Here is a 26,706-nt window from a genome sequence, read left to right as displayed (position 1 = left end):
GCCCTCCCCGTTCAAGCTATGGATGGCAGCCCACCCCTGCACACCTTAATATAGAGGCTCCTGAAACAGCGTCTTGTCGCCGTCCACCAGCGCCTTGATCTGGGCGGTGCCGTCGCTGGCCAGTGCAAGACGGATCCCGAACGGGCGTACCCGCATGTCGTTCTGGATTGCCATCCCCTCGCCTTCCGGCAGGTAGAACCGTTCGATGCCGTAATCCGGCGCGATCGTCAGTCCCTCGCCGCGAAGATCCCAGCCTCCGGCGACATGACCGCGAATATCGGCCTCGTCGGCACCGGTCGGTGTCGGCGCCGCGCCGAACCACGCGGCGCTCGGCGTCCAGTAGCCGTCGGCGTTCTTCTTCAGACGGACGACGATCGAGGTGTCGTCGCTGGAAAGTTTTCCGGCCGGGATGTTGGCGATCATCTTCACCGGTATGCGCGAGATGTCGTAGCCGAGGATGATATGGTCGCCGCGCAGCAGGTCGCGCGGATCGACAGGCTCGATCTTCAGCAGCACTTCCTTGCCGCTGCGCAGGATCGCCGCCCGGCCGGCGATGATCCAACCCAGGAAGCCGATCTGGACGAGCGCCAGCACCAGCGCCGAGATGACGAGCCTCTTTCCGGTCATCATGCCGTGGCTCCTCCGGTGGCCGGATCCTTCATGCGTTTCTCCACGCGGATGATGACGATCGCCAGGATGCCAAGCAGCACCGCCGCGGCAAGGAAGAAGCCGGCGGTGTCGAGCATCGACTGCAAGGTCACGACATAGATCATGGCGAGTTCGAAGGCGAAGCCGAGATAGGCAAGCCAGCGCAGGCCACGGCTCTCGCGCCCCGCGAGCACAATGGCGGCGACAATGCCGGCCAGCGCGACGACGGAAGCAATGGCGAAGCCTCTGTCGTAGCTGCTTTCGCCGGCCAGTTCGAACTGGATGATGGCCAGTCCGGTGAGGAAGCCAAGCAGAGCATGCAGCGGCAAGCGGCCGCCAAGCTGCACGATCCGGTCTACCGGTTCCGGCGCGAAGAGGGAAGCCACGAACAACAATACCGATACGATGACCAGCGGGATCGCCACAGGCAGCGTCTCGTGATCCACGGCGACCAGCACAAGATAGAAGAGCAGCGACAGGATGATCAGGTGCCGCGCCGCCTGGCTGCGGGTCCAGAACGAGACGGCAAACAGCACAGCCGCCATGACGAGGAAGAGATGCGGAAATTCGCTGCGATTGAAATAGTCGAACCCTTTCAGGAACAGCCAGGCGTCGGCGATGCCGACCGCGGCGACGGTCAGCGGGTTGGACCGCAGCGCCACCGCCGCCAATGCGGTGCCGGCGCCCCAGGTGATCAAGGCCGAGGCCTCGTCGCCCGACAGATGGTACATCTGGCCGATCAGCGCGATCGAACCGCCGAAAGCCGCCGCCGCCACGATCCACAACGCCTCGCCGATCGCCGCGTGGTCGCGGGTTTTCAGCACTGCACCGCCGACATAGCCGCCAAGGATCACGGCAAAGAGCGCGGCAACGCGCGCCAGCCGCGGGATGGCTTCCCAGTTGGCGGCGACGAAGATCAGGATGGCCGCGCCGAACAGCAGCGCCGCCATCATCGCCAGGATCGAACCGAAGCTCAACGACTGGCGCGCGTTGATCTCGACGTCGCGCCGCAATGCATCGGCCGTCGGGGCGTCGATCAGTCCGGCCTCAAGCCATCGCGCAATGTCCGACCTGACCCGTGTCGCGTAGCCCGCCATGCTTCCCCCTGCTGCTTGGTCGGTTTTTCAGCTGGAGCTGCCAAACCGTTGACGTCACGGCACTTTCTGATTCTGGCTTCTTTGTGTCAGGTCCGCGAAGGCTTGTTAATGTTGCATTGCACAATTTGCATTGCTGCCATGCAGCCATAGCGCTTTTAAATCGATATGGGCCCGCCTATTTATGGTTTGTACACAAACGGAATGATCCGCAAGAAAAGACGAAACGAGAAATACCATGAACCTGATCCGCAACTACCGCAACTGGCGCCGCTACCGGGACACAGTTTCCGAGCTGAGCCGCCTGAGCAACCGTGAACTGACCGACCTCGGCATCAGCCGCAGCGACATTCCTTACGTCGCTCGCAAGGCGGTCTAATCCTTCGGACCGCGAATGGTCCGAACCAGTTTCGAGAAGAGCATGACAATGAACCTGATCCGCAACTATCGTAACTGGCGCGTTTATCGCGAGACGGTTACCGAGCTGGGTCGCCTTTCCAACCGCCAGCTGCACGATCTCGGCATCGTCCGCGACGAAATCAAGATCATCGCCCGCCAGGCGATCTAACAACGGAATTTCGCCAGGGTCGACCTCCTCCCCGACCCTGACGAATACGGTCACCCCTTACCTCCTCCCAAGGGTTGACCACCAAAACGGCGCCCGCCGCACCTCCTCCCGCGGCGGGCGTTGTTTCTCGGAGCAAAACGAGTTTTGCTCCAGAGGCTTCGCCCCTCTTCAAAATGGCGAAAAGAATTTCGTCAAAGCCGACCTCCTCCCCGGCGATGACGGATAGGCCCGACCTTCACCTCCTCCCGAAGGTTGGCCACCCAAACGGCGCCCGCCGCACCTCCTCCCGCGGCGGGCGTTGTTTCCCCGGAGCAAAACGAATTTTGCTCCAGAGGCTTCGCCCCTTTTCAAACGGCGAAAGGAATTTCGTCAAAGCCGACCTCCTCCCCGGCGATGACGAATACGGTCGGCCTTCACCTCCTCCCGAGGGTCGACCCCCAAAACGACACCCGCCGGACCTCCTCCCCCGGCGGGTGTTGTTGTTTTCAGGGCAGCCTTCGCCGCCGCGGCCATGTCGTTCCAGGCGCAGCAATTGCAATCGTCCCGCCAAGCGATTATTCCGGCGCTCATGAGCAAAAACCCCATCCACATCATCGGCGGTGGCCTCGCCGGATCCGAAGCCGCATGGCAGGCAGCCCAAGCCGGCGTTCCCGTTGTGCTGCACGAAATGCGGCCCGTTCGCGGCACAGAGGCGCACAAGACCGACGGTCTGGCCGAACTCGTCTGCTCCAATTCCTTCCGCTCCGACGACGCCGAGAACAACGCCGTCGGTCTTTTGCATGCCGAAATGCGGCTGGCCGGCTCGCTGATCATGAGCGCCGGCGACGCCAACCAGGTGCCGGCCGGCGGGGCGCTGGCCGTGGACCGCGACGGATTTTCCGACGCGGTGACGGCCAGGATCGAGGCACATCCGCTGATCTCCATCCAGCGCGAGGAGGTTCCCGGCTTGCCGCCGGTCGAATGGGACCAGGCCATCATCGCCACCGGCCCGCTGACCGCACCGTCGCTTGCCCAATCGATCGCCGAGGCAACCGGCGCCGATGCGCTCGCCTTCTTCGACGCCATCGCGCCGATCATTCATTTCGACACGATCGACATGGACACCTGCTGGTTCCAGTCGCGCTACGACAAGGTCGGGCCCGGCGGCACCGGCAAGGACTACATCAACTGCCCCATGGACAAGGACCAGTATCTTGCCTTCGTGCAGGCACTGGTGGACGGCCAGAAAACAGAATTCAAGCAATGGGAAGGCACGCCCTATTTCGACGGCTGCCTGCCGATCGAGATCATGGCCGAGCGTGGCGTCGAGACGCTGCGCTACGGGCCGATGAAGCCGATGGGCCTGACCAATGCGCACAATCCAACCGTCAAGGCCTACGCCGTCGTGCAACTGCGGCAGGACAATGCGCTGGGCACACTCTACAACATGGTCGGCTTTCAGACCAAATTGAAGCACGCCGAGCAGGTGCGCATTTTCCGCACGATTCCTGGTCTGGAGAACGCCGAATTCGCCCGCCTCGGCGGCCTGCATCGCAACACCTACATCAACTCGCCGACCTTGCTCGACGCCTCGCTGCAGCTGAAGTCGCGCCCGGGCCTGCGTTTCGCCGGCCAGATCACCGGTTGCGAAGGCTATGTTGAAAGCGCCGCCATCGGCCTGCTCGCCGGCCGCTTCGCCGCTGCCGAGCGGCTCGGCCACGCGCCGTCGCTGCCGCCACTCACCACGGCGTTCGGAGCGCTGCTCAGCCACATCACCGGCGGACACATTGTTTCAGACGACGAGCCGGGAAAGCGCTCTTTCCAGCCGATGAACGTCAATTTCGGCCTGTTCCCGCCTGTCGAGGCGGTGAAGATCGAAGGCAAGCGCCTGCGCGGCAAGGACAAGACGGTCGCCAAAAGGCACGCGATCACGTCGCGTGCGCTGGGTGATTGCCGGCAATGGCTGGGGCTGCCGGCGCAAGCTCAAGCGGCGGAATAGCCTTTCAGATTGGCTTGCCGCGGAAAGTAGGATAGTATCCTACTCGCTCGATCATTGGAGTCATCGCTTGGAACCAGCCGAGAAACTGTCCGTCACCGTCACGCCCGCCATGGCGCGCATGATCCGCGAAAAAGTCGAGGACGGTTCCTTCGGCTCGGCGAGCGAAGTCATTCGCGCAGCACTTCGCGCTTTCCAGCGCGAAGAGGACGAGCATGCCGAACGCATGGCGTCGATCCGGGCGCGGGTAAAATCTTCGATTGAGGACACAAGGCCGAACCTTTCCGGAAAAGAGGTTCGCGACCAGCTTAAGAAATTCGCTGAGCAATATTCGAGCCGCATTGATGATTCGGCGGCTTGAGGTCGAGTATCGCGAAAGTGCCAAAGACGATCTTACCAACATTTTCAGATACATAGTTGAGTCGGGCGGAAGCCCCAACGCGGCGCTGAGATTCGTGCTTCGAATTGAAGACCATTGTCAAAACATCGGCAACGCACCTCGTGGCGGTCGCCTGCGCGACGACATCGTGCCGGGACTGCGAACCGTTCCGTTCGAGCACTCCGCCGTCATAGCCTATAATCGAGAGCGACATCATTCGCGTCGTCAACATCTTCTACAGTGGCCGCGACTACGAGACATTGATGCGAGATGGCGGATCGAGTGGCCTTTCCTAGAAAGGGCTACGAAATAACTACTCGGCCGGCTCGGCACGCGCCGGTCGCAGCCCGGGCTTCCCGGCCTCACCCGGATTTCGCCTGACATAGGCTGCTTTCAGGCTCTCGGAGGTTTCGCGCGAGCCGTCATGGCTCCAGCCGGGCGGCTTGATCAGGTAGTTCAGGCGGTCGCTCAGGGTCAGATCAGGTGCGAAGGCATCCCTGAACATGCCGATCCATTCGTGGAAAGCCACTTTCAGCGGATTGAAGGTGCCAAGATTTTTCACGATGCCGTAGCGCGGGCGGTCCTCTTCCAACTCCTCGACGAAGGTGCCGAACATGCGGTCCCAGATGATCAACGTGCCGGCGTAGTTGGCGTCAAGGTAGCGCGGATTGGTGGCGTGGTGGACGCGGTGGTGCGAGGGCGTGTTGAAGACGAATTCGAACCAGCCCCACATCTTGCCGATCGTCTCGGTGTGGATCCAGAACTGCCAGATAAGGTTGAAGCCGAAGGTGAAGGCAATCACCGCCGGATGGAAGCCGAGCAGCACCAGCGGCGCCTGCAGCACGAACATGAAGGTGAACAGGCCCGTCCAGCTCTGCCTGAGTGCCGTCGACAGATTGTAGTGCTGGCTGGAATGGTGGTTGACGTGCTCGGCCCACACCCAGCGCACCCGATGCGCGATGCGGTGGTAGATGTAGTAGCGCAAATCATCGAGCAGGAAGGCCGCCAGGAACACCCAGATCGACAGGCCGAGGTTGAAGAAACGGAACTGCCAGAGCCACAGCAGCGCCCAATAGGAGACGACGCCGAGCAGCAGCCCGGCGACGACATTGCCGGTGCCCATCATCAGGCTGGTCAGCGTGTCGTGCGTCTCGAACGAGCCCTTGGCCCGGCCGGTGCGCACCAGCCACAGCTCGATCAGGATGGCGGCAACGAAGAACGGGATGGCGAGCTGGGTAACCTGCGGGAAATTGTAATCGCCCATCACGCGGCCTCCTTGGTCGAACTAGGATGCTGCGGCTGAAGAACTCTTAGCACAGCGTGCGCGTCGGCAGCGTTAGCGAAGGTGAAGTGACCGCCTTTCCAGGTGAAATCGGCAAGGCGCAGCGCAATCGTCCCGGCACCATCGTCACTCCGCGCCAATACATCGCGCGGCGTGACGATCCGCGTCAAGAAACGATCTCCGATGGCATGGACGATGCCAAGGCGCCCTCGCCCGAGTTCCAGGAACGCGGTTCGGCCATCGGATGTAAGGTGGATGGCGGCCGCCGGTTCATCCGGAAAATCCTCGGCAAAACGCTCTCGCGCCTGCTCTGCATCGGCCAGCCTGGCCTTGCGGCTGCCGCCGGTGAAATGAACGGCGGCGACCGACAACGCGATGCCGAATACGACGATCACGACCAGCACGGGCAGGCTCATGGACAGGCATCTCCTCCAGCCGGCCTGTTGTCTTGGCAACAGTTCCGGTTGAGCGATCCCTTAACACAATTGACGTTTACGTCAAACTGCTGGCCAGCCCACCATGGCGCGACGCAGCATGAGCCAGTGGCGGCGCATGGTCGAGAGTCGCACCGTGCCGTTGAGCGGCGGACCGCGTTCCATTTTCGTCAGGTAGGCTCGTGACAGGACCAGTGGCAGAAAGGCCGGGCGCAGCGAAGCCGGCAAATCCGATGCGCCTTTCTCGAAGGCCGAGAGATGCTCCCGCGCCAGCGCGATCATGGCGGCGACGGCGCGCTGCGCACCTGGTCCACCATCGTCGGTGACGAATTCCTCCGGAGACGAACCCGCCGCGGCCAGGATATCGGCCGGAACAAAACACTGTCCGCGACTGCGGTGCAGCGGCAGCAGGAGCAACAGTCCCGTAATCGCCTGCGCGCAACCGGCCCTACCGGCCAGTTCGGCGAAACGTGGCGCCACTCCTGGATCCAGCACCATTGCCGCCAGTTGAATAAGCGCGGCTGCCGTTTCGCCGCAATAGCCTTCGAGATCGGTTCGCGACGGCATCGGGTCGTCATAGAGGTCGAATATCCGGGCCTCGAGCATATTCTCGAATGCCTGTCTCGGCAGGCCGTACCTGGAAATCGTCGCTTTCAGCGCATCCGCGATCGGATGGCCCGTCTCGGACCCTTCGGCTGCGATGACATCGCGCCACCATTGCAACCGCACCTCGCCCGGCAAGGCCTCGCGGATGCGATCCCGAATGCCCGCGATTTCGGCATTGAAGGCGTAGAGCGAAAACAGCGCTTCGCGCTTGTCCGTCGGCGCGTAGAGCGCGCTGAGATAGCGGTCATGGTCGGCGGCGCGCACGGCGCCCATGACGATTTCGCCCTTTTGGTCCACGTCAGTCGACGGCGATCAGCGCGGCGGCTACCGCGCGATCCTCTGCGAGCAGGACATTATATGTCCGCACCGCTGCACCGGTCGCCATCGGGTCGGCGGCTATGCCCGCGGTCTTCAAGGCGGCGCGAAGCCCCGCCGGCAAGGGTCGTAAATCCTTGCCCGTGCCGACCAGCAGGATTTCGATCTTCTCGGCCTGGGCCAGCAGCCGTTCGAAATCCGCCACCGTCAGCGCAGATGGGTCCGCCGGCTCCCAGCCATGGATACCCGACGGCAGGCACAGAAGCGAACCGCGATGCGACATGTCGGCGAAGCGGAAGCCGCCATTGCCATACGCCTCGATAGGGGCGCGGCCGGGGAAATGCGCCTCGCGGATGACGATACCTTTGGCCATCCCTGCCGATCCGCCCTTCGGGTCGCGCGTCAGGTCGCGACCGCCTTGCCGCCGCCGACCGGCTTTTCCTCGTCCGAACTCGTGGCCTGCGGCCGCAGCTTGAATAGGATCAGCAGCGGCGCGGCGATGAAGATCGACGAATAGGTGCCGAAGATGACGCCGAACAGCATTGCCATCGTGAACGAGCGGATCACCTCGCCGCCGAACAGCACCAGTGCCAGGAGCGCCAGGATCGTCGTCACCGAGGTCAGCGTCGTTCGCGACAGCGTCTCGTTGATGGCGTTGTTGAGGAGCTGCGGCAGCGGCATCTTCTTGTATTTCCTGAGATCCTCGCGAACGCGGTCATAGACCACGATCGTGTCGTTCAGCGAGTAGCCGATGATGGTCAGGATCGCCGCCAGCGACGATTGGTTGAACTCCAGCCCGGTTATAACGAAGAAGCCTATGGTCATGACCACGTCATGGACCGTCGCCACGATGGCGCCGACCGCGAACTGCCATTCGAAGCGGAACCAGACATAGATCAGGATACCCACCAGCGCGACCAGCATGGCGATCGTGCCTTGCTTGGCCAGTTCTCCTGACACGGTCGGTCCCACCACCTCGACGCGGCGGAAATCGTAATTGTCCTGCAACTCGCCACGAACCTTGTCGATGACGGTCTGCTCGGCATTCTCGCCGCCGTCCTGCGTGCCGACACGGATCAGCACGTCATTCGGCTCGCCGAACTGCTGCACCTGCACTTCGCCGATATTCAGTTCCGAGAGCCTGGCTCTGATGTCGGCAAGATCGGCATTGCCGCTCTTGGACTTCACCTCGATCAGCGATCCGCCCTTGAAATCGATGCCGTAATTGATGTCGACGGTCATGAACAGCACCACCGACAGGACCGACAGCAGGCTCGACAGCGCGAAGGTCCAGCGGCGGATGCCCATGAACGGGATCTTCGTGCCGGGCGGAATGAAGGTTACCGGCGCCCGCGGCAATTCCTTCGGACGCGCGCGGCGCAGCCAGATGGACACCAGCAGCCGGGTAAAGGTGAAGGCGGTGAACACCGTGGTCAGGATGCCGATGGCGTAGGTGATGGCAAAGCCCTTCACCGGCCCCGTTCCGAGATAGAACAGCACCACGGTCGCGATCAGCGAGGTGACGTTGGAATCGACGATCGTCGCCAGCGCCTTCGAGAAGCCGGTGTCGATCGCCTGGATCACCGAGCGTCCGGCGCGCCGCTCCTCGCGGATGCGCTCATAAATCAGCACGTTGGAATCGACGGCCATGCCGATGGTCAGCACGATACCGGCAATGCCTGGCAAGGTCAGTGTCGCGCCAAGCAGCGATAGCAGTCCGACGATCATCGCCACGTGCACCGCCAGCGCGATGTTGGCGAGGAAGCCGAGGAAGCCGTAGGCGACGAACATGAAGGCGACGACAAGGATAGAGCCGATGATGCCGGCGACCTTGCCGGCATGGATCGAATCTTGGCCGAGGCCCGGACCCACCGTGCGCTCCTCGATCACGGTCAGCTTTGCCGGCAGCGCGCCTGCGCGCAGCAGGACCGCGAGGTCATTGGCGCTCTCGGCCGTGAAATTGCCTGAGATCTGGCCGCTGCCGCCCAGGATCGGCTCGCGGATCTGCGGCGCCGAAATCACCTGGTTGTCGAGGATGATGGCGAACAGCTTGCCGACATTCTGCGATGTCGCCTGCCCGAACCGTGTCGCGCCGCGCGAGTTGAAGGTGAAGGAAACCACCGGCTCGTTGGTCTGCGAGTTGTAGGTTGCGGTCGCTTTGGAGAGGTCTTCGCCGGAAACGATGACGCGGTTTTCGATCAGGTAGGGAACCGGCGGATCGTCCTGCGAATAGAGGATCGATGAACCGGCCGGCGGACGGCCCTTCAGCGCATCCTGCACCGGCATAGACTGGTCCACCATCTGGAAGGTCAGCTTGGCGGTCTGGCCGATGATTTCCTTCAGCCTTTGCGGGTCCTGCAAACCGGGCACCTGCACCAGAATGCGGTCGTCGCCCTGCCGCTGCACGATCGGTTCGGTGGTGCCGAGTTCGTTGACGCGGCGTTCGACGACTTCGATCGACTGTGCCAACGCAGCCGACGTGCGATATTTTATGCCGGCGTCGGTGACGGTGAATTTGAGCAGGCCGGGCTCGGAATCATCCAGCGCCATCTCCTGGACGGAGCCGCCGGTGAACAGGCTGGCGGCGACCGGATCGGTCAGCGGCTTCAGTGCCGTCTTGGCCGCATCGAGCTGGTTCGGGTCCTGTATGCGGACCTGTACGGTCCTGCCCGTGCCCGCCAGGCCGGTATAGCCTATCTTGGCCTCGCGCAGCAGTGTCCGGATCTCGTCACGCGTCGTCTCCAGCTGCGCCTTCACCAGATCGTTCTGATCCATCTGGAGCAGGATGTGCGAGCCGCCCTGCAGGTCGAGGCCGAGCGTCATCTGCCGCTTGGGCACCCAGCTCGGAAGCTGCGCCAGCGTGCTTGCGGGAATGAGATTGGGCGCGGCGAGGACCACTGTGGCGGCCACGGCCAGCCAGATCAGGATCATCTTGAAGCGCGAGAAATAAAGCATCAGTTCTTATCCGTTCAGGCGTACAAGCGGCAGCATTCCGCCATCGGTTCGGTTCGCGGGCCCGTTTCTCATTCTGAGCACGGCCGGCCCTATCGTGCTTCTTCAGCGATTGTCAATCTTGCCGGCAATGGGCCGGTTCGCAACAGCATGGCGATGGTGTTGGCTTCCCGGACAGTGAAATTGCCCGAGACTTGACCGTAACCACCATCGATGGGCTCGCGAATGACAGGTGCTGAAATCACGTGGTCATCCAGGATCACAGCCAATGGCTTGCCCACATTTTGCGTTGTAACCTGTTTGAACCGTGCCGCGCCTTTGGCGCCAAACCGGAACACGACAACCGGTTCGTCATTTTGCTGCCCACTGTAAGTTGGGCGGGCGTCGAGCACGTCCTTATCCGAGAGGATGACCCGATTCTCGACCAGGTAAGGAACCGGCGGATCGTCCTGCGTATACACCACCAGCGAGCCAACAGGCGGGGAACCGCTGATCGCATCGTTCACCGGCATCGAAAGGTCAACCAAATGGAAGCTCAGGCGACCAGGCCGGGTGAGAATTTTTTCCAGCGTTTGCCGATCGGCGATGTCTGACGTCTGAACAAGTATGCCGTCTTGGTCCGCTGGTTGGGCCACCGTGCCGGCGACACGCAGATCTTGGAGACGATTTTTGATGACCTTAATCGACTGAGAAATCGCGTTAGAGGTCTGATACTTCAAACCCGCATCCGTCAGCGTGAATTTGAGCAAGCTGGCTTTGCCGGAATCCAGCGTCATTTCCTGAACGCGGCTGTCCGGGGCAACATCCGTTACCCTCTTGAGCGCTGTCTTTGCCGCCTCAAGCTGAGCCGGATTCGTGATGCGCACCTGCAAGGTCCTGCCCGACACAGCAAGCCCCGTGTAGCCGATCCTGGCCTCCATCAGAAGCGCCCGGACATCGCCACGCGCAATCTTCAGCCGGCCGTCGATCACATCAGCCACCACCAGATGGAGCAGGAGATGCGAACCGTCTTGGCCTGCTCGAACGACTGCCGGACTATCGGCAGGCCGTTCGGGCCGCATGGCATGCGGACTGGCGGCGGAAAGGCTGGACGCGTCCAAGACGGTCATCGTGGCTACGGCAAGCCACGTCAGCATCATCTTCAGGCGCCAAAAATGAGACATATGCCGTCGCTTGTCAGGGCCCCGTCCGCGGATCGCTCCGCCTGGAATTTGGTTATTTCTTGGCGTTCTGGTTCGCTACCGGCTCGCCCTTGACGCGCACGTCGGCGATCGTCGAGCGCAACGCCGTCACCTTCGTGCCGCCACCGAGGTCGATCTCGAGCTCATGGTCGTCGATCACCTTGGTCACCTTGCCGACGAAGCCGCCGCCGGTGACGACCGTGTCGCCGCGGCGCACGGCCGCCAGCATCTCGCCGCGCTTCTTCAGCTGCGTGCGCTGCGGCCGGATGATGAGAAAATACATGATCACGAAGATCAGGACGAACGGCAAAATGCTGATGAACATGTCGGGAGAAGCCCCAATGCCTTGGGCATATGCCGGTGTCACGAACATCGAGGTACTCCTGAATTTTGAAAACAGCCGCCAAACGGTTCAGTGGATTTGGCAGCCCCGCGAAATTTGGCCGGAATATAGTCGGTAAAGTTGCCAATGCAACTGCGTGGCCGGGCAAATCGGCTGCTTTTCCGGCCTGTTCACCCGTGTTAGAGCATGACCGCGAAAAGCGCGAGCGGGTTTTCGCAAAAGATCGCGCTGTAACAAACGGTTGCAGCGAGTTTCGAAACCGTCGGGATCGAACCCGGCCACACCTTCCCTCGCGGAACCAGAGCAAAAGACCTGAGATGACCGATACCAGCATCGACGCATTGAACCAGAAACTCGACCGCCTGATCGAGGCGGTCAGCCGCCTCGCCCCGCCGCCTGTGCCCGTAACCGACTTTGGCGGAGCCGATTGCTTCGTCTGGCAGGCGGATCCGGGTTGCCTGGAGCCGGTGCGCAAGGTGAACCGCGTCGACATCGGCCTGATCCGCGGCGTCGACCGTGTGCGCGACATCCTCGTCGACAACACGGAGCGCTTCGCCTCCGGCTATGCCGCCAACAACGTGCTTTTGTGGGGGGCGCGCGGCATGGGCAAATCGTCGCTGGTCAAGGCCGTGCATGCCGCAATCAACGCCTCGCCGAAACTCGACCGCCCGCTCAAGCTGATAGAGATCCATCGGGAGGACATCGATACGCTGCCGAAGCTGATGACGCTGCTGAAGGCCGCGCCTTACCGCTTCATCCTGTTTTGCGACGACCTCTCCTTCGACCATGACGATACCTCCTACAAATCGTTGAAGGCAGCACTCGAAGGCGGCGTCGAAGGCCGCCCGGCCAATGTCATTTTCTACGCCACGTCGAACCGCCGCCATCTTCTGCCGCGAGACATGATCGACAATGAGCGCTCCACCGCCATCAATCCGTCCGAGGCGGTCGAGGAGAAGGTTTCGCTCTCCGATCGCTTCGGCTTATGGCTCGGCTTCCACAAATGTTCGCAGGACGAATATCTCGAAATGGTCAACGGCTACGCCAGCCATCATGGGCTCGACATCGACCCTGGGCAGTTGCGCGCCGAGGCGCTGGAATGGGCGACGACACGCGGCAGCCGATCGGGCCGCGTCGCCTGGCAGTTTACGCAGGACCTGGCTGGCCGGCTCGGCAAGCCGTTGAAGGACTAGGCGGGGTACAACGGGTGGGCAGGAGCCGGTCACAAGCTTCGTGGCCGACCCTGGACGCCGGGTTGTCTATATCGTGTTCATTCCCGCACAGGCTTTATGCTTCCCAGGACCATCGGAATATCGGTTTGTATCCCGAGTGCGTCAGTCGCCCAGGCCTGCATTTCTGGTGAAGCATCACCTGATTTCAGGATGGAAATGGCCAGCTGGGACATGTCTGTGGGCGGCTTGGTATTGATCACCGCATAGGAGAAATAACCGGCCAGAGCGGCACTTGCGATCGAAATGACCGGCGCAACAATTAAAGCAGTTGCTCGCACATGCGATTGCCAGCGATGCGTTGGGCTGGCGGACGGAAGTTCATCCTCTTCGACAGATTCAGTCATTCCACTCTCCTTGCAGAGCGTCGAGAATGACTTTCCTCTACATTAGTTAAAATGCAGATAACCGCTTTTCTGACTGCGGCCCCGGTTTTGGAACGACAACATACATTGAGACAACGACGTGCATCCAGCAACCAACTGAAAAAGCCCGCTCCTTGCGGGGCGGGCTGAGCCGGCGGGCCGGACTGGAGGTCAGGCGGCCCGCAAATCGCTTTTTTTATTCTATTCGAAATAGCCCCGACTATTCGAGATAGCCGGAGGGATCGACCGGGGCCGAGTTCTTGCGCACTTCGAAGTGCAGCTTCGGCGAGTCCGTCGTGCCGCTCATACCCGACAGCGCGATCTCCTGGCCGCGCTTGACCTTCTGGCCGCGCTGGACCTCGATCGAGCTGGCGTGACCGTAGACGGTGACCAGGCCATTCTCGTGCCGCACCAGCACCGTATTGCCGAATTCCTTGAGGCCGTCGCCGGCATAGATGACGACGCCATTCTCGGCCGCCTTGACCGGCGTGCCTGCCGGCACGGCGATGTCGACGCCGTCCTTGCCGGAACCGAAGCCGGAAATGACGCGGCCGCGCACCGGCCAGCGCATCTTGCCTATGCCGGTGGCGTCCGGCGCCACAGCGTCGTCATCCTCGGCCTGCTGGATGACCTTGGCGTCTTTCTTCGGCGGCGTGTAGGAAGCCAGCGTTTGCGACGGCATCGTCTTGGCCGTCGGCTGCGTCGTGGCTGTCGTCACCGGGTCTACCGTCGCCGGCTTTGCGGCGGCCACCGTGGCCGTTCCGCCGGCCGGCACCTTCAGCGTCTGGCCGATCTTCAGCAAGCCGTCCTGCATGCCGTTCGCCTGCTTGATGGCGACAACCCCGACGCCAGTCTTCCTGGCGATCGAGGAAAGCGTATCGCCCGACTGCACCGTATAGGCGCCGGCGCCGGCCTTGGGCGCGGCGGCGGCCGTTTGCGGCGCGGGCTTGCTGTCTTTGGGCTTGTTCGCCGCGGCCGAAGCATCGACCTGCGCGGCTGACTTGCCCTCCTTGAGCTTCGGCTGCTGCGGCAGCACGGCAACCTTTTCCGGCGCGGTGGCCGGCACGTCGCGCTTGCCATTAGCGGGCTTGGCATCGGCCATCTTGGGCTCGGCCTTGCTGGAATAGGCGTAGGCCGGAATGATGATCTTCTGGCCGGTCTTCAGCCCCTTGGTCGCGCTCAGCCCGTTGACCTTCATGATCACGTCGGCCGGCACCTTGTAGTGCTGCGCCAGCCCGGAGATCGTTTCACCGTCCCTGACGACGATTTCGGTGGCATGCGCCGTGCCGGCTGCCTTGGCGTCGGGCTGGGCATCCTTGAAGGGCTTGGCCGCGGGAGCAACCGTGCCGGTCGCCGTCCGGTCGACATGCGGTGCCGGGCGCACCAGAGCGGGCGCCGATGCAACACGCACCGGATTGGCGGCGGGTGCCAGCGCGGGAGCGGGCTGCGCCTGGGCGACCGGTGGCGGCAGCGGCCGCGTCGACACCGGCTCGAGGCTGGAGCGGCTGACCGACTGCGTGTGGCTGCCATCGAGCGGCGCGGCCGCGACATCCCCCGGATAGGGCTGCTGCACGGCATCCTGCTTGTTGATGATGGCGCGCTGATTGTTTGTCGAGGAGGTGAAGACGTCGTCGACGCCGTTGAACCGCGACACTTGCGAGCTGCACCCAGCCGCGGCACCCGCGATCATGAGAACAGCGCAGCCCCGCGCCAAATTGCGATTGTTTGCCTTCAAAACACTGAGTTGCATCGCACTAACCCGCACAAACTCTGCACCAACTGGACAGGATTAAAGCGCGTTAATGTTACTGGTCGGTTAACCCCTTAGAATCAGACGCAAAATTTCTTAAAATATTTGAGGCCGCCCAGACTGCCCATATAGAGGCACGCGCAGCCGCCGTTGCAGGCCGGCTGACATGGACAATCCCTAGATAACGGCCGCCAGGCTGCGCAATACCGGCTGCAGGCGCACGAGGCCGATATCCTCGCGCTCGAAACGGCTGCCGACCTTGGTGAGCTTGGCCAGCACCTGCTCGCCCTCCTCCGGTCCGATCGGCGCGATCACGATGCCGCCGCTCGACAACTGGTCGAGCAGGAAACGCGGCAGGCTGTCGAAGGCGGCCCAGGCGACGATCCGGTCGAACGGGCCTTCTGCGGCCAAACCGGAGGAACCATCCACCTGGCGCGCGATGACGTTGCCGATGCCGAGCGCCTCGAAGCGCTGCCGCGCCTGTTCGACCAGCGTCTTGTAGCGGTCGATGGTGACAACCCGGCCTGACAGGCGCGACATCACCGCTGCCGTATAACCGGAGCCGGTACCGATCTCGAGCACGCGATTCCCGACTTCGATGGCGAGTGCGGCGATCACCGCCGCCTGCATGTCCGCGCCCTCGATCGCTTCGCCGCATTCGATCGGCAGCATGCGGTCCGACCAGGCGATGGAATGGAATTGGGCGGCCAGGAAGCCGCGCCGCGGTGTCGCCTCGAAGGCCGCGATCAGCGCCTTCGGCACGGTCCCCCTGCCGCGCAGGCGCAGCAGGAAGGCGGCAAATCCTTCTCGGTCATCGATCGGCAGGTTCATGCAAGGGCCTTGCTCAGCTGGTCACGAATCTCATGCGCTGTGAGGTCGAGCTGCAACGGCGTCACCGACACCAGGCGATTGCGCAGCGCAAAAAGGTCGGTGCCCTGCTTGCCCTCGACGGGTTCGCGGCCGAAGCGCAGCCAGTAGTACGGCAGCCCGCGCCCGTCGCGGCGTTCCTCGACCCACAGGCTGTGTACGAGCTTGCCCTGCGAGGTGACCACCGTGCCGGCGACCTCTTCAGGCAGGCAGTTCGGAAAATTGACGTTGAGCAGCACGCCGTCCGGCAGCGGCGTCGCGACGAGTTTCTTGAGCAGCGCCGGCGCCAGCGCCTCGGTGGTCTCGTAGGGAACGACGCGGTCCTCGCCGACAGTGCTGTAGCCCTGGCTGAGCGCGATCGAGCGTATGCCGAGCAACGCGCCCTCCATCGCGCCGGCGACGGTTCCCGAATAGGTGACGTCGTCAGCGATGTTGGCGCCGGAATTGATGCCCGACAGGATCAGGTCGGGCGCGCCGGGCAGGATCTTCTTCACGCCCATGATGACGCAGTCGGTCGGCGTGCCGCGCACGGCAAAGTGCTTCTCGCCGATTTTCCTCAGCCGCAGCGGCTCCGAGATCGACAGCGAGTGCGCATAGCCGGACTGGTCCTGCTCCGGCGCCACCACCCAGACATCGTCGGACAATGTGCGCGCGACGCGCTCGAGCGACGCCAGGCCCTCGGCATGAATGCCGTCGTCATTGGTCAGGAGAATACGCATTATTTCGATTCGATCTTTTCCAGCCCGCCCATGTAAGGCCGCAGCACTTCAGGAATGGTTACGCTGCCATCCTCGTTCTGGTAGTTTTCGATGACGGCGATAAGTGCGCGCCCGACAGCGGTGCCCGAGCCGTTCAGCGTATGGACGAAGCGGTTGCCCTTGCCGTCCTTGTCCTTGTAGCGAGCGTCCATGCGCCTGGCCTGGAAATCGCCGCAGACAGAGCAGGACGAGATCTCGCGATAGGCGTTCTGGCCGGGCAGCCACACCTCGATGTCATAGGTTTTTCGCGCGCCAAAACCCATGTCGCCGGTGCACAGCACCATGGTGCGGAACGGCAATTCGAGCCGCTTCAGCACTTCCTCGGCACACTCGGTCATCCGCTCATGCTCGGCGAGCGACGACTCCTGATCGGTGATCGACACCAACTCGACCTTGTAGAATTGGTGCTGGCGCAGCATGCCGCGCGTGTCGCGCCCTGCCGAGCCGGCCTCCGAGCGGAAGCACGGCGTCAGCGCGGTGTAGCGCAGCGGCAGTTTCTCATGGGCGGTGATCTCCTCGCGCACGAGGTTGGTGAGCGGCACTTCGGCGGTGGGGATGAGGCCAAGCCTGCCGTCCCCATGCGGGGTGAAGAACAGATCCTCCTCGAATTTCGGCAGCTGGTTGGTGCCGAAAAGAACATCGTCCTTGACCATCAGCGGCGGGATGACTTCCTCATAGCCATGCTCGGTCGTGTGCAGGTCGAGCATGAACTGGCCGATCGCGCGTTCCATCCGCGCCAGCCCGCTCTTCAGCACGGTGAAGCGCGAGCCGGAAAGTTTCGCGGCGCGCTCGAAATCCATCATGCCGAGCGCTTCGCCGATCTCGAAATGCTCCTTCACCCAGTTCGGGCGGGTCGGCACCTTGCCGATGATATGCTTGACCACGTTGTCGTGCTCGTCCTTGCCGACCGGCACATCGTCGAGCGGCACATTGGGCAGCACCGCCAGCGCGTCGTTCAGCGCCTTGTCGAGCTCGCGCTCGCGCGCCTCGCCGTTCTGGATGAAGGTTTTTATCTCGCCGACTTCGGCTTTCAGTTTTTCGGCAAGGGCGGCATCGCCCGAACGCATGGCATTGCCGATCTCTTTCGAGGCGGCGTTGCGGCGTTCCTGCTTGGTCTGCAGCTCGGTAACATGTTCGCGCCGCGCCTCGTCCCTGGCGATCAGGTCATCGACGGTTGACTGCGCTTCCTCGACCGACCACGAGCGCTTGACCAGCGCCTCGACAAGGGCCTTCGGGTTGTCGCGAATCCATTTGATGTCAAGCATGGTCTGAAAGCTCCTGCGGTAGCTTGCCGCCAAAGCGCGCGGCGGTTTGCGCTACGATATGCTCAAGAATATAGCCTGAAACGCATCGTCGGTTTCGCGATGCGTTTCAGGCCAGAGGGGGTAAACCGCATCTCTGATCGATGCAAGATCGGGCTTGCTGACGGCAGGGGCCGCGAGCCCGCTTTCGAGTGGTGAGGGATAGCGCGACAGTCCAGAAATAAAAAACCCGCCTCGGCGGCGGGTCCTTGGCGCAAATCAGCACCATAACCGAATATGTACCATAGCGGCGGGCACCAAGTCAAGAAAAAATTCCTATCGGCACCGGGCCGCGCACCGATTCCGGGGCCGGCAGCCCGCAGGGGCGACGCGCCTGCCCTATGTGGAGGATGCGTCTGCCGGCTTTTCCGCCACCTCTTCCTCGGATTGCTGCTTCTCCCGCGCCAGGCGCTCGCGCTCCTGGCTGCGTTCGATCATCCGCGCCGACCAGATGGCGACCTCGTAGAGCAGGATGGTCGGGATGGCGAGGCCGATCTGGCTCATCGGGTCGGGCGGCGTCAGCACCGCCGCGACGACGAAGGCGATGACGATCGCCCATTTGCGCTTCTCGGCCAGCGCCTTGGATGACAGCATGCCGACGCGCGTCATCAGGCTGGTCACCACCGGCAGTTGGAATACCAGGCCGAAGGAGAAGATCAGCGTCATGATCAGGCTGAGATATTCCGACACCTTCGGCAGCAGCGAAATCTGCACCTGGTCGTTGGTGCCCGATTGCTGCATGGCGAGGAAAAACCACATCACCATCGGCGTGAAGAAGAAATAGACCAGCGAGGCGCCCATCAGGAACAGGATTGGCGACGCGATCAGGAACGGCAGGAAGGCGTTGCGTTCGTTCTTGTAGAGGCCGGGCGCGATGAACTTGTAGATCTGCGTGGCGATCAGCGGAAAGGCGATCACCATGCCGCCGAACATGGCGAGCTTGACCTGGGTGAAGAAGAATTCCTGCGGCGCGGTATAGATCAGCTCGACCTTGTGCGGGTCGAGCCCCGCCCATTGCGTCGCCCATTTGAATGGCACGACAAGTAGGTTGAACAGCTTCTTGGCAAAGAAGAAGCAGACCAGGAACGCGGCGAAGAAGCCGCCGAGCGACCAGATCAGCCTGCGGCGCAACTCGATGAGATGCTCCATCAGCGGCGCCGAGGATTTCTCGATCTCGTCCTTTTCCTTGTCCGAAACGCTCACTTGGCGGCTCCCGCCGTCTTTTTGGCCACCGGCTTCTTCGCTGGAGCCGGTTTCGCCTCGGCCTTGGTCATCGCCGTCTTGGCTGCTGCCGGTTTGGCAGCCTTGGCAGCCTTTGAGGCCGCCACGGGCTTCGCCGGCGCTTCGGGTGCTGGCGCGGGTTTGGCGGTCGCCGCTTTCGCAGGCGTGGAAGCTTTCGCGCCATTTGCCGAAGCCTTGGCAGGCTTGGCCGCTTTCCCTGCCGCGGGTGTCTTTGGCGCCAGCTCTGTCGGCACTGAGGACGCCACCACCGATTCATCGGTCATGACCGGGAAGATCGCCGCGGCCGGCGTGACATCACGGTCATTGGGCCCCGGCATGGTGGTCGCGCCGTTCTTCAACGGTTCGGCCGCCTGCGGTACCGAGCCGGCGGGCGCTGCCGTATCGACGGCCGGCTTCGGCTTCATCGCCGCGTCGACGCCGGAACGTACATCGGCGGCCGCCTGCTCGAACGGATTGAGCTGTTTCCTGATCTCGGCAACCGGGCTGAGCCCCCTTAGCTCGTCGACCGATTTCTTGACGTCGTCGAGCTCCGCTTCCTTCAGCGCCTCGTTGAACTGCTTCTGGAAATCGGCCGCCATGGCACGCAGCTTCGCCGTCGTGCGGCCGAAGGTGCGCAGCATGTTGGGCAAATCCTTCGGCCCGACGACCACGATCATAACGATCGCGATCACCAGCATTTCGGTCCAGCCGACTTCAAACATGGCTATCCGTTCCGACTAATGCATGCCGCCCAAAAGTGCGAAGCGGTTCTGGGACAACGACACACACAAAAGCAACAACCCTTGGCTCAGCTCTTGCTGGCCTTTTCCTTCGCTGCCGAAACGGTTTCGTCGGCGCGATGTTCGACGGTACGCTTGTCGTCGGCAACGTCGTCGTCGGCCATGCCCTTCTTGAAGCTCTTGATACCCTTGGCCATGTCGCCCATCAGCTCGGGTATCTTGCCGCGGCCGAACACCAGAAGCACGATGACCAGCACGATCATCCAGTGCCAAATCGAAAATGAACCCATAGCAACTCTCTCTCGAATGGTTTCCCTGGCGATGATCTATGCGTTTTCGCGTTGGGATTCAAACACAACCGCGACAGAGTTTATGAAAGGGTGTCGGATGTCACGCATTTTCGGCGATGCGGTCCGCTACCAATCGGCGCATCTAGCCCGGGAAAGCCTCCAGGAACAGGGGCTTGTGGTCAATCTTCCGTGACGCGCGGCGTCAGCAGGCCGAGTTCCTCGAGATCGATATCGGTCAGCGGATCCTCGTCCTCGGTCAGCGCATCCGGATCGGCTGGCGGCTGCGGAATGGAGAAATTCGACGGCATGCGGCCCGAAAGCAGGCCGGCGCCCTTCAACTCCTCCATGCCGGGGAGATCGCGGATTTCCTCGAGCGCGAAATGGTCGAGGAAGGTTTCGGTGGTGCCATAGGTCACGGGACGGCCCGGCGTTTTGCGCCGGCCGCGCATGCGCACCCATTCCGTTTCCAAGAGCGTATCCAGCGTGCCCTTCGAGGTTTCGACGCCTCTGATGTCCTCGATCTCGGCGCGCGTTACCGGCTGGTGATAGGCGATGATCGCCAGAACTTCGAGCGCCGCGCGCGACAGCTTGCGCTGTTGCACGGTGTCGCGGCTCATCAGGAAGGCGAGATCGCCGGCGGTGCGAAACGCCCAGGCATCACCGACCCGCACCAGGTTGACGCCGCGCCGCGCATAGATCTGCTGCAGCTCGGCCATCGCGAGGGCGATGTTAATGCCATCGGGAAGGCGCGCGGCCAACTGCTTTTCGCTGACCGGCTCGGCACTGGCGAAAACGATCGCCTCGGCCATGCGCACCGCCTCCGCCATATGCAGCCGCTCGGCGGGATTCTGCGCCGGATTCTGGGTCGGATTCTGAACCGAAGCCTGGTCGACCTCGCCCTCCTCCGGTTCGTTGTCCACTTTGAACGGGACAACCGAAGCGTTGGCGCGTTCGCTCATGATGCCACCTCGACTGCCTTGATTGCCGGTGCGCGGTGATCGCGCAGATAGATCGGCGCGAACACCTCGTCCTGCCGCACATCCATCTTGCCCTCACGCACCAGTTCCAGTGTCGCCGCGAACGAGCTGGCGATCGCGGTGCGCCGTTCTTCAGGGCTGGACAGATATTGGACGAGAAAACTGTCGAGCGCCGTCCAGTCCCGCAAGCTTCCGATCAGCCTGGTCAGGATGTCGCGGGCGTCCTTGAGCGACCAGACGCCGCGCCTGGCGATCGTGACATTGGTGATTGCCTGCTTCTGCCGCTGCTGGGCATAGGCGGTGAGCAGATCGTAGAGCGACGCCGAATAGGCGTTGCGCTTCTCGATGATCACCATTTCCGGCATGCCGCGCGCGAACACGTCGCGGCCGAGCCGGTTCCGGTTGACCAGCCGCGCCGATGCATCGCGCATGGCTTCCAGCCGCTTGAGCCGGAATTGCAGCACCGCCGCCAGTTCCTCGCCGCTTTCGCCTTCCTCGCCCGGCTGCTTCGGGATCAAAAGCTTCGATTTGAGGAAGGCGAGCCACGCCGCCATCACCAGATAATCCGCGGCGAGCTCAAGTCTCAGTGCCCTCGCCGTCTCGACGAAGGCCAAATACTGCTCGGCCAGCGCCAGGATGGAAATGCGCGCGAGATCGACCTTCTGGTTGCGGGCAAGATGCAGCAGAAGATCGAGCGGGCCTTCGAATCCTGCGACGTCGACGACCAGCGACGGATCGCCGGTCAGCCGGGTATCATCGCTTTCGGCCCACAGGCGGTCCATCGGTGCGGCCTTCCCGGCCTTGCTTTCCAATGCTTCCGCCACGTCCCGTTCTTCCCTCTGTCAGGCCACCGCATCGAAATAGGTGGCGAATTCGGCGCGTATCTCGGTTTCTTCAGCCGCGTCGCGTTTTTCTATATAGGTCATTGCCCGGTTTGCGCGCTCAAGCGACTTGCCCTCAAGCCCTTTGGTTCGCGATGCGATGCCCGCCATCTCCTCGAAAACGCCGTTGCAGTGAAGGACCAGATCGCAGCCGGCCGCAAGGATCGAGGCCGCCTTTGTCGGGAAATCCCCAGAAAGTGCCTTCATCGAGGTGTCGTCGCTCATCAGCAGCCCATCGAAGCCGATCTCGCGGCGAATGATCTCGTCGATGACCTTGCCGGAGGTGGTTGCCGGGTTTTTCGGGTCGATCGCGCTGTAGACGACATGCGCGGTCATGGCCATCGGCAGGTGGTTGAGTTCCCTGAACGGCGCAAAATCGTGCCGCTGCAGCTCGCTCATCGAAGCGTCGACGACAGGCAGTTCGAAATGCGTGTCCGCGAAAGCCCGGCCATGGCCGGGAATATGCTTCATGACCGGCAGCACGCCGCCAGACATCAGGCCTTCCGCCGCGGCGCGGCCGAGCTCGATGACCGGGCGCGGCTCCTTGCCATAAGCGCGCGCGCCGATGACGTCGCTCGCCCCTTCGATCGGCACGTCGAGCACCGGCAGGCAATCCGCCGTGATGCCGTAGCGCAGAAGGTCGAAAGCGTGCAGCCGCGCCATCAGCCAGGCGGCGCGGGCTCCGGCGTCATGGTCGTCGCGCCACAGCGCACCGAGCGCGCCGCCGGCTGGATAGTTCGGCGCCAGAGGCGGCCGCAGCCGCTGCACTCTGCCGCCCTCCTGGTCGATGAACACCAGCGCGTCCGGCCGTCCGATGCAGTCGCGCATCTCGGCGACCAGATCGCGGATCTGCTCGGTCTCGCTGATGTTGCGGGCAAACAGGATGAAGGCCCACGGGCATTCATTGCGATAGAAACTGATTTCTTCGCGGGTGAGCGATTTCCCGGCACAGCCGAGGATCATGGATTTTGATTCGGTCATGCCGACGAGTCTAGAATCTTCCGCGGCCAAAGGGAATCACGTCGAAAAGTGCAAAAAGAAAACGGCGCGGCGTTGAGGCCGCGCCGGTTTTCAAACTGCTCTCCTCCGACACGGGAGGTGAATGACTACCTCGACACGAAGCAGTTGCCGCCGGCAGCCTTGTAGCTGGTGCACAGATTGATAGCATCGTTGCGCGACTGCGCGGGCACGCGGACGCGGTAGAAAGTCCCCTTGCCGGCGATCTCCGCCTTGACGATGTTGGCGGTGCGGCCGGAAAGCACGCCACCATAGCGACGCTGCAGATCCTGATAGGTCGACTGCGCGCTTTCGACCGTCGGCTGCGAGGCGATCTGCATCGACCACGAACCGCCGCCGGTCGAGGGCGCCGCGGGACTGATGGAGGCAACTTGATCGGGCTTGACCTCGCCGACCACGTCGACCGGCTGGTCGGACGGGCGCTGCGGCGCGACCGGGACCTTGGCCGGCGTGTTGGCCGACTGGGCCTTGGCTTCCGCCTTGGGCTCGGCCACCGGTTTCAGGGCTGGCTCATCGGCCGCCTGCGCGGCGTCCGGCGCCACCGTGCCGGTCTGGTCAGCATCAGCCTGAGCCGACGGCGCGACATGTTGCGGCGCCGGATCGACCGGCTCCACGGCAGCCACTTTCGGTGCGGCGGGCGCCGGATCCTCACGCGGCACCAGCGACCCGTCCGATTTGACCACCATGGTCCTAACCTTGCGCGGCGCCACGGCGACGACGTCGGGATTCGTTCCCTTGTCGGCATCCTGGAGGACCTGCGCGATGCGGTCCTCGGACTTGGCTGCGGGCGCGGCGTTATCGGCTGGCGCCGCAACGGCGGTTGGAGCATCGCCGCCGTCGCCGTCGGTCGCGTCGGCTGCGGTCTGGTCGGGCGAGAGATCGACGGCGCGAGCCGGATCTTTCGCCGCCACATCGACCGGTTCCTCGACATTGGTGACGAGCTTCTGCTGGACCGGCTCGGCGGGCTTGGCGCCCTTGGCGACCGCGTCATAGACCTTGTTGTCCTGGTTCGGCACCACGGCGCCGCCCGGGTTTTCCGGCTTGACCTTGATCGGTGCATTGTCCGCCTTGACCAGGACCGGGGCGTCACCGCTGCCCTGGCCGCCCGGAGACAGCGCGAAGGCGCCGAGGCCTCCGGTGACAACGACTGCACCGACAATGGCGGCGATGAGCAGGCCGCGCCTGCGCGGCGACCCGCCGGCCTCGCGTTCGGCGAGACCAGGAACCGACATCGCCTCGTCCAGCTCGGGATCGTAGTCGAGCTCGTCGACGGCAAAATCGTCGGCCTGTGAAACCGGCTGGCTGCCGGGCAAGTCGTCGACGTCGAAGCCATTGGTGGCGTCGGCATAACCCGCCGGCGCTGTCGCGCGGGCAGACATTTCCGCTGGCCGTGCCGCGTAGGTGCGCGCCTCGGGCTGATAGCCCGGCTTGAGCCCCTCATAGCCCGGCTTGAGCGTCTCATAGCCCGGCTTGAGAGCCTCATAGCCCTGTTCAAAGGCATCGTATCCCGACTTGAAGCCGGGATTGTAGGAGTCGTCGGCATAGGGCGCGCTGGCGTTTGCGGGAGCCGCAGCGACATCCACTGTATTCATCTCGGTCAGCAGATTGGAGAATTCGGCGTCGAGATCGTCGTAGCCGGGCGCGGCCGGCTCGTCCTCTTCGAAGTGCAATTCCGGAATGTCGAGATCATCCTGAAGTGCCACGACGCGCTCCGGCACATCGACGGTCTCGACGTCAGGCATCTCGTCATCGAACGCGGACTGCTCGCGCTGCGCGGCGGCCGGCGCCGCATAAGCGGCAGGCTCGGCCGCACGATAGGTCGGGATCGCGGCAGCCGGCGCCGCCATGGGGGCCGCCGAAGCCATCGGCTGGGCGGTAAAACTCGCCTGTTGCGGCTGCGGGACCGGCGTAACCCGGCTCCACGAGCGGGCCGGCTCGGGCGGCGTGGACTGCGTCGTCAGCCAATCGAGGGGATCGTCGCGGAAAGTTTCCGGCGCGGCGGAATCCGCGGCGAGGTCTTCATCCCGGTCGATTCCTTCAGCCAGGTCGATGCTTGCGGCGAGTTCCGCTTCGAAATCATCGTCTTCAGAGACAGTGGCATGCGCGCCGAGGTCCTGGTCCTGAAGCTCATCGAGCATGAGATCGTCAAGATCGACGTCAGCGGTCGAGACCGCCTGATGCTGCTGCGTCGCCGCAGGTTCGTCCAGGTTCCAGTCGAGGTCACCGGCCGTCGGTTCTTCGTGGGGTTTCGCGGTCGCGGCGACAGGCTGCTGAACCGCGACCTCCTCCTTGGCCACCGGCGCCGGGCGCGCGCTCATGGCGCCCAACAGCGCGTTCAACTCGTCTTCAAGGCTACGCTCGACGGCGGCGGCATGCACCGGTTCGGCCATAGCCGGGGCGGCCGGATGAACGGGGGCAGCCACAGACTCAGCGGCCGGCTCGTCCGTCGCTTCGGCAAGCGCGTCGTTGAAATCCTGCTCGAAAGCATCGTCCAGCGGCTCATCGGCGGCCAGGTCTGCCGCCTCGCCTTCCGCATCCGTCGCCTCGGCGAACACGTCCTCCATTTCGTGCGCATCTGCCGTCTCGGCGGTCACGTCATGCGCGTCAAGCGCATCCGTCTCCGCAGCCACGGGCGCATCGGTCGCGACCGAGTGATCGGCAGCCAGATCGAAATCGATATCCGCCAGCCCGTCGTCGAAAGCCGTGGCGTCATCAAAGCGATCGCCAAAATCCTCTTCGGAAACCGCATGGTTCGCGTTCAGCGCCGCCTCGACGGGAGGCTCGACCGGAGCCGCGGCCGCTTCAGGCTGCTGCTCCGCCACGTGACCATCGAGCATCAGTTCGTCTTCGAGCGAAAGGGCAAAGCCATCGTCGAATTCATGGTCGACGGTAGGCTCCGCGACAGGCTCCGCCACTTCGGCGGCCAAGGCGGGCTCGGCCGCATCGGTCGCGTCATCAAGCCGGAAGTCCTGATCGAGCGATGCCGCAAGCTCGTCCGCCATGGGCAGATCGTCATCGAGCGGCGAAACGCCATCGAGAGAGCTGGCTACCGCATCGTCGAAATCCGTATCGAAAGCGGCATCGACGGTTGGCGCGGCCTCGGCAACAGCGTCGTCGGCACCATGCTCATCGTCGAGCTGCATGTCGTCGAACGCCATGGCGAGTTCGTCATCCATGCCGTCGGTAGCGGCGGCGTCGAACGCCGGCTCATCAACATCGGCGACCGTCGCGGCGTTGCCTTCGGCAAAGTCGAAGTCGCCCATCAACTCCTTTTCGAGATCGATGTCGAAATCGACCTCCTGCGCCTGCTGATCAGCGGCGGCTTTCGGTTGGGCGGGCGCCTGTGGCTTGACCGGCTGGCGCGGGTCGAACCCCATGATCCTGGTCAGTTCCGCGAACGGATCATCGTTGGCGATGTCGTTGTTGTCGGCTATTCTCAGCTGGGTTCTGTCTGCCATTATTGTTCCCGAACTCGCACTCATTCGGACGCCATGGACGTCGCGCAGGGTTGGCCCTTACCAGCGCAATGTGGG

Annotated in this window: 27 protein-coding genes; 6 read left to right on the top strand and 21 right to left on the bottom strand. The window is 63.1% G+C overall.

Translation table 11 applies throughout. The features are described 5' to 3' along the window. Positions 1 to 45 precede the first annotated feature (45 nt). Both FJ973_RS06360 and FJ973_RS06355 read right to left on the bottom strand, forming a co-directional pair. Positions 46 to 630, bottom strand: a complete 585-nt coding sequence (locus FJ973_RS06360; RefSeq protein WP_140555295.1) for a GDYXXLXY domain-containing protein — start codon at positions 628 to 630, stop codon at positions 46 to 48. Next, positions 627 to 1,745: a DUF2157 domain-containing protein gene (locus FJ973_RS06355; protein ID WP_140555293.1), complete on the bottom strand. Its 1,119-nt coding sequence runs from the start codon at positions 1,743 to 1,745 to the stop codon at positions 627 to 629. The genes FJ973_RS06360 and FJ973_RS06355 overlap by 4 nt, the downstream gene beginning before the upstream one ends. Positions 1,746 to 1,980: 235 nt before the next feature. Here FJ973_RS06355 and FJ973_RS06350 point away from each other — a divergent pair, with 235 nt between their 5' ends. The 5 genes from FJ973_RS06350 to FJ973_RS06330 all read left to right on the top strand — a co-directional run bounded on the left by FJ973_RS06350 (position 1,981) and on the right by FJ973_RS06330 (position 4,977). Beyond that, positions 1,981 to 2,121 carry a DUF1127 domain-containing protein gene (locus FJ973_RS06350; RefSeq protein WP_013531315.1) on the top strand — a complete coding sequence of 47 codons (141 nt, stop codon included), beginning with the start codon at positions 1,981 to 1,983 and terminating at the stop codon, positions 2,119 to 2,121. Positions 2,122 to 2,169: 48 nt separating this feature from the next. Continuing rightward, the gene (locus tag FJ973_RS06345) at positions 2,170 to 2,310 is read left to right on the top strand and encodes a DUF1127 domain-containing protein (RefSeq protein ID WP_013531314.1); all 141 of its coding nucleotides are present in this window, start codon (positions 2,170 to 2,172) and stop codon (positions 2,308 to 2,310) included. A gap of 568 nt (positions 2,311 to 2,878) precedes the next feature. Next, positions 2,879 to 4,288, top strand: coding sequence for a methylenetetrahydrofolate--tRNA-(uracil(54)-C(5))-methyltransferase (FADH(2)-oxidizing) TrmFO (gene trmFO, locus FJ973_RS06340; protein WP_140555292.1), 1,410 nt, complete (start codon positions 2,879 to 2,881; stop codon positions 4,286 to 4,288). Positions 4,289 to 4,355: 67 nt separating this feature from the next. Then, positions 4,356 to 4,646 carry a type II toxin-antitoxin system ParD family antitoxin gene (locus FJ973_RS06335; protein ID WP_140517110.1) on the top strand — a complete coding sequence of 97 codons (291 nt, stop codon included), beginning with the start codon at positions 4,356 to 4,358 and terminating at the stop codon, positions 4,644 to 4,646. Further along, positions 4,630 to 4,977, top strand: coding sequence for a type II toxin-antitoxin system RelE/ParE family toxin (locus FJ973_RS06330; protein WP_318013603.1), 348 nt, complete (start codon positions 4,630 to 4,632; stop codon positions 4,975 to 4,977). Before FJ973_RS06335 ends, FJ973_RS06330 begins: the two co-directional genes overlap by 17 nt. Here FJ973_RS06330 and FJ973_RS06325 read toward each other — a convergent pair whose 3' ends face one another. The 7 genes from FJ973_RS06325 to yajC form a co-directional block, all read right to left on the bottom strand. Beyond that, positions 4,978 to 5,928: a sterol desaturase family protein gene (locus FJ973_RS06325; RefSeq protein ID WP_181167414.1), complete on the bottom strand. Its 951-nt coding sequence runs from the start codon at positions 5,926 to 5,928 to the stop codon at positions 4,978 to 4,980. Continuing rightward, positions 5,928 to 6,362, bottom strand: a complete 435-nt coding sequence (locus tag FJ973_RS06320; RefSeq protein WP_140555290.1) for a type II secretion system protein — start codon at positions 6,360 to 6,362, stop codon at positions 5,928 to 5,930. The genes FJ973_RS06325 and FJ973_RS06320 overlap by 1 nt, the downstream gene beginning before the upstream one ends. A gap of 81 nt (positions 6,363 to 6,443) precedes the next feature. Further along, positions 6,444 to 7,259 (bottom strand): phytoene/squalene synthase family protein, encoded by an 816-nt coding sequence (locus FJ973_RS06315; protein ID WP_140555289.1) that lies wholly within the window; start codon positions 7,257 to 7,259, stop codon positions 6,444 to 6,446. Between the two features lie 25 nt (positions 7,260 to 7,284). Further along, complete coding sequence (locus FJ973_RS06310) at positions 7,285 to 7,674, bottom strand: Mth938-like domain-containing protein (protein ID WP_140495776.1); 390 nt, start codon at positions 7,672 to 7,674, stop codon at positions 7,285 to 7,287. Positions 7,675 to 7,703: 29 nt separating this feature from the next. Further along, entirely contained in the window at positions 7,704 to 10,256 is a 2,553-nt protein-coding gene (gene secDF, locus FJ973_RS06305; RefSeq protein WP_140495775.1) for a protein translocase subunit SecDF, read from the bottom strand. 89 nt (positions 10,257 to 10,345) lie between these two features. Further along, positions 10,346 to 11,392 carry a hypothetical protein gene (locus tag FJ973_RS06300; protein WP_140555287.1) on the bottom strand — a complete coding sequence of 349 codons (1,047 nt, stop codon included), beginning with the start codon at positions 11,390 to 11,392 and terminating at the stop codon, positions 10,346 to 10,348. 76 nt (positions 11,393 to 11,468) lie between these two features. Further along, positions 11,469 to 11,807: a preprotein translocase subunit YajC gene (gene yajC / locus FJ973_RS06295; protein ID WP_140495773.1), complete on the bottom strand. Its 339-nt coding sequence runs from the start codon at positions 11,805 to 11,807 to the stop codon at positions 11,469 to 11,471. 287 nt (positions 11,808 to 12,094) lie between these two features. Between yajC and FJ973_RS06290 the strand changes: the two genes are divergently transcribed. Continuing rightward, positions 12,095 to 12,970, top strand: a complete 876-nt coding sequence (locus FJ973_RS06290) for an ATP-binding protein (protein WP_140555285.1) — start codon at positions 12,095 to 12,097, stop codon at positions 12,968 to 12,970. A 77-nt stretch (positions 12,971 to 13,047) separates the two neighbouring features. On the opposite strand, the gene FJ973_RS06285 is transcribed toward FJ973_RS06290, so the two are convergent. From FJ973_RS06285 to FJ973_RS06230, 12 genes are all read right to left on the bottom strand, one after another. After that, on the bottom strand, positions 13,048 to 13,353 hold the full coding sequence (locus tag FJ973_RS06285) for a hypothetical protein (RefSeq protein WP_140555283.1): 306 nt from the start codon (positions 13,351 to 13,353) through the stop codon (positions 13,048 to 13,050). 238 nt (positions 13,354 to 13,591) lie between these two features. Then, on the bottom strand, positions 13,592 to 15,121 hold the full coding sequence (locus FJ973_RS06280) for a LysM peptidoglycan-binding domain-containing M23 family metallopeptidase (RefSeq protein WP_140555282.1): 1,530 nt from the start codon (positions 15,119 to 15,121) through the stop codon (positions 13,592 to 13,594). Between the two features lie 177 nt (positions 15,122 to 15,298). Further along, complete coding sequence (locus tag FJ973_RS06275; protein WP_140495769.1) at positions 15,299 to 15,952, bottom strand: protein-L-isoaspartate(D-aspartate) O-methyltransferase; 654 nt, start codon at positions 15,950 to 15,952, stop codon at positions 15,299 to 15,301. Further along, a complete protein-coding gene (gene surE / locus FJ973_RS06270) occupies positions 15,949 to 16,707 on the bottom strand; it encodes a 5'/3'-nucleotidase SurE (protein WP_140517122.1) in 759 nt (252 codons plus the stop codon). Before surE ends, FJ973_RS06275 begins: the two co-directional genes overlap by 4 nt. Further along, a complete protein-coding gene (serS, locus tag FJ973_RS06265) occupies positions 16,707 to 18,011 on the bottom strand; it encodes a serine--tRNA ligase (protein WP_140517124.1) in 1,305 nt (434 codons plus the stop codon). Before serS ends, surE begins: the two co-directional genes overlap by 1 nt. A 375-nt stretch (positions 18,012 to 18,386) precedes the next feature. Then, a complete protein-coding gene (gene tatC, locus FJ973_RS06260) occupies positions 18,387 to 19,250 on the bottom strand; it encodes a twin-arginine translocase subunit TatC (protein ID WP_140495766.1) in 864 nt (287 codons plus the stop codon). After that, positions 19,247 to 19,990 carry a Sec-independent protein translocase protein TatB gene (gene tatB / locus FJ973_RS06255; RefSeq protein ID WP_140555280.1) on the bottom strand — a complete coding sequence of 248 codons (744 nt, stop codon included), beginning with the start codon at positions 19,988 to 19,990 and terminating at the stop codon, positions 19,247 to 19,249. Before tatB ends, tatC begins: the two co-directional genes overlap by 4 nt. Positions 19,991 to 20,076: 86 nt before the next feature. Then, positions 20,077 to 20,298 carry a twin-arginine translocase TatA/TatE family subunit gene (locus tag FJ973_RS06250; protein WP_015317533.1) on the bottom strand — a complete coding sequence of 74 codons (222 nt, stop codon included), beginning with the start codon at positions 20,296 to 20,298 and terminating at the stop codon, positions 20,077 to 20,079. 179 nt (positions 20,299 to 20,477) lie between these two features. Then, positions 20,478 to 21,257 carry an SMC-Scp complex subunit ScpB gene (gene scpB / locus FJ973_RS06245; protein WP_140555278.1) on the bottom strand — a complete coding sequence of 260 codons (780 nt, stop codon included), beginning with the start codon at positions 21,255 to 21,257 and terminating at the stop codon, positions 20,478 to 20,480. Beyond that, positions 21,254 to 22,057 (bottom strand): ScpA family protein, encoded by an 804-nt coding sequence (locus FJ973_RS06240; RefSeq protein WP_140495879.1) that lies wholly within the window; start codon positions 22,055 to 22,057, stop codon positions 21,254 to 21,256. The genes scpB and FJ973_RS06240 overlap by 4 nt, the downstream gene beginning before the upstream one ends. Before the next feature lie 60 nt (positions 22,058 to 22,117). Then, the gene (nagZ, locus tag FJ973_RS06235; RefSeq protein WP_140517130.1) at positions 22,118 to 23,137 is read right to left on the bottom strand and encodes a beta-N-acetylhexosaminidase; all 1,020 of its coding nucleotides are present in this window, start codon (positions 23,135 to 23,137) and stop codon (positions 22,118 to 22,120) included. A 125-nt stretch (positions 23,138 to 23,262) separates the two neighbouring features. Beyond that, entirely contained in the window at positions 23,263 to 26,631 is a 3,369-nt protein-coding gene (locus FJ973_RS06230) for an SPOR domain-containing protein (RefSeq protein ID WP_140555276.1), read from the bottom strand. Positions 26,632 to 26,706 lie beyond the last annotated feature (75 nt).

The sequence above is a fragment of the Mesorhizobium sp. B2-1-3 genome, from assembly GCF_006442495.1.
Lineage (GTDB): Bacteria > Pseudomonadota > Alphaproteobacteria > Rhizobiales > Rhizobiaceae > Mesorhizobium.
This window is presented reverse-complemented; position numbering and strand designations above follow the sequence as displayed.

Excerpts from the sequence above, each read along its gene's own strand:
- FJ973_RS06360 (WP_140555295.1), bottom strand. The coding sequence starts at position 630 with ATGATGACCGGAAAGAGGCTCGTCATCTCGGCGCTGGTGCTGGCGCTC.
- FJ973_RS06355 (WP_140555293.1), bottom strand. The coding sequence starts at position 1,745 with ATGGCGGGCTACGCGACACGGGTCAGGTCGGACATTGCGCGATGGCTT.
- FJ973_RS06350 (WP_013531315.1), top strand. The coding sequence starts at position 1,981 with ATGAACCTGATCCGCAACTACCGCAACTGGCGCCGCTACCGGGACACA.
- FJ973_RS06345 (WP_013531314.1), top strand. The coding sequence starts at position 2,170 with ATGAACCTGATCCGCAACTATCGTAACTGGCGCGTTTATCGCGAGACG.
- trmFO (WP_140555292.1), top strand. The coding sequence starts at position 2,879 with ATGAGCAAAAACCCCATCCACATCATCGGCGGTGGCCTCGCCGGATCC.
- FJ973_RS06330 (WP_318013603.1), top strand. The coding sequence starts at position 4,630 with ATGATTCGGCGGCTTGAGGTCGAGTATCGCGAAAGTGCCAAAGACGAT.
- FJ973_RS06325 (WP_181167414.1), bottom strand. The coding sequence starts at position 5,928 with ATGGGCGATTACAATTTCCCGCAGGTTACCCAGCTCGCCATCCCGTTC.
- FJ973_RS06320 (WP_140555290.1), bottom strand. The coding sequence starts at position 6,362 with ATGAGCCTGCCCGTGCTGGTCGTGATCGTCGTATTCGGCATCGCGTTG.
- FJ973_RS06315 (WP_140555289.1), bottom strand. The coding sequence starts at position 7,259 with ATGGGCGCCGTGCGCGCCGCCGACCATGACCGCTATCTCAGCGCGCTC.
- FJ973_RS06310 (WP_140495776.1), bottom strand. The coding sequence starts at position 7,674 with ATGGCCAAAGGTATCGTCATCCGCGAGGCGCATTTCCCCGGCCGCGCC.
- secDF (WP_140495775.1), bottom strand. The coding sequence starts at position 10,256 with ATGCTTTATTTCTCGCGCTTCAAGATGATCCTGATCTGGCTGGCCGTG.
- FJ973_RS06300 (WP_140555287.1), bottom strand. The coding sequence starts at position 11,392 with ATGATGCTGACGTGGCTTGCCGTAGCCACGATGACCGTCTTGGACGCG.
- yajC (WP_140495773.1), bottom strand. The coding sequence starts at position 11,807 with ATGTTCGTGACACCGGCATATGCCCAAGGCATTGGGGCTTCTCCCGAC.
- FJ973_RS06290 (WP_140555285.1), top strand. The coding sequence starts at position 12,095 with ATGACCGATACCAGCATCGACGCATTGAACCAGAAACTCGACCGCCTG.
- FJ973_RS06285 (WP_140555283.1), bottom strand. The coding sequence starts at position 13,353 with ATGACTGAATCTGTCGAAGAGGATGAACTTCCGTCCGCCAGCCCAACG.
- FJ973_RS06280 (WP_140555282.1), bottom strand. The coding sequence starts at position 15,121 with ATGCAACTCAGTGTTTTGAAGGCAAACAATCGCAATTTGGCGCGGGGC.
- FJ973_RS06275 (WP_140495769.1), bottom strand. The coding sequence starts at position 15,952 with ATGAACCTGCCGATCGATGACCGAGAAGGATTTGCCGCCTTCCTGCTG.
- surE (WP_140517122.1), bottom strand. The coding sequence starts at position 16,707 with ATGCGTATTCTCCTGACCAATGACGACGGCATTCATGCCGAGGGCCTG.
- serS (WP_140517124.1), bottom strand. The coding sequence starts at position 18,011 with ATGCTTGACATCAAATGGATTCGCGACAACCCGAAGGCCCTTGTCGAG.
- tatB (WP_140555280.1), bottom strand. The coding sequence starts at position 19,990 with ATGTTTGAAGTCGGCTGGACCGAAATGCTGGTGATCGCGATCGTTATG.
- FJ973_RS06250 (WP_015317533.1), bottom strand. The coding sequence starts at position 20,298 with ATGGGTTCATTTTCGATTTGGCACTGGATGATCGTGCTGGTCATCGTG.
- scpB (WP_140555278.1), bottom strand. The coding sequence starts at position 21,257 with ATGAGCGAACGCGCCAACGCTTCGGTTGTCCCGTTCAAAGTGGACAAC.
- FJ973_RS06240 (WP_140495879.1), bottom strand. The coding sequence starts at position 22,057 with ATGGACCGCCTGTGGGCCGAAAGCGATGATACCCGGCTGACCGGCGAT.
- nagZ (WP_140517130.1), bottom strand. The coding sequence starts at position 23,137 with ATGACCGAATCAAAATCCATGATCCTCGGCTGTGCCGGGAAATCGCTC.
- FJ973_RS06230 (WP_140555276.1), bottom strand. The coding sequence starts at position 26,631 with ATGGCAGACAGAACCCAGCTGAGAATAGCCGACAACAACGACATCGCC.